Raw genomic sequence first — 1010 nt, forward strand, 5'->3', positions numbered from 1 at the left:
TGACGTGATCTCAGCGAATTGCCGGCAGGTAGTCGTGCTCGAAACGGGTGAGGACAAGTGCCGCGCGGGCGATGTCGCCGATTCGGCTGGGGCTGACGGTGATGTGCTGGAGGGTTCGCCAGCGGCCTTTGAGCAGGGCGAATCCGCGTTCGCCGAGACAGCGCAGAGCGCGTAGGAGCCGGTTGTAGGTGCGGTTGTCCGGGCTGAGGATCTGGTTTCCTTCGGGTTGTCTGATCGGCGTGTGGACGCCGATTCCAGCGCCGTCGTAGCCGCTGTCGGCGAGGGTGGGCAGGCCGGCTGCGGCTGCGGCGTACAGCGCGCCCAGAACGTGCGTGCGGGCGGCGGACAGGTCGTGGACGGAGCCGGGTTCGACCTCGCCGATCCACAACGGCAGCCCGTCAGGTGCCGAGAGGGCTTGAAGGTTGCCGGCGTGGTGGTGAGCCTTGCCGGAGTACCAGGCGTCGATGGGTTCGCCCTTGACGCTGATGGCCTGCTCGGCGCAGCGGTCGATGGGGATCAGGGTGCCGTCGAGGATCACATAGGCCAGTCCTGCGGCTTGGGCGCGGTCGAGGGCTTCATGTAGATCTGGTGCTTGAGCTGCGAGAACTCCGATGCCTTCATGGATGTAGCGGTAGGCGGTGGCCCGGGAGACGTGGTGATCGCGGCCGAGTTTGGGGATGTCGTGCTCGCCGCGGAACCAGCACAGCACCATGACTGCCTGCCGGAACGGGGTCAGGGCTCGGCTGTCTTTGGGCGTGCCGCGCAGTCGGCGTTCATCTCGCAGGAGTCGGGCGACGTGGTGAACGAGTGCGCGAGAGACGTCGAGCGTGGCACGATGAGCAATCACGTGGAGCCTTTCGGCGGCGGGATTTCTTGTGGTGAGAACTCATCTACCGGAGGCTCCACGCTCATCTCCGGCCTTCGACGACTCCTCCCGAAAGGCCCGATACGTCACCGCCTGCGTCCCAGAAATCCCCAATCGCCCTGAATTATTTCTCTGAGATCACCTC

Annotated in this window: 1 protein-coding gene; it reads right to left on the reverse strand. The window is 65.2% G+C overall.

Annotation, left to right across the window (positions count from 1 at the left end; genetic code table 11):
* Positions 1 to 10: 10 nt before the first annotated feature.
* Positions 11 to 847, reverse strand: coding sequence for a transposase family protein (locus AB0K05_RS44435; RefSeq protein ID WP_271280560.1), 837 nt, complete (start codon positions 845 to 847; stop codon positions 11 to 13).
* Between the last annotated feature and the right edge of the window lie 163 nt (positions 848 to 1010).

The sequence above is a fragment of the Nonomuraea sp. NPDC049486 genome, from assembly GCF_040676925.1.
Lineage (GTDB): Bacteria > Actinomycetota > Actinomycetes > Streptosporangiales > Streptosporangiaceae > Nonomuraea > Nonomuraea ferruginea.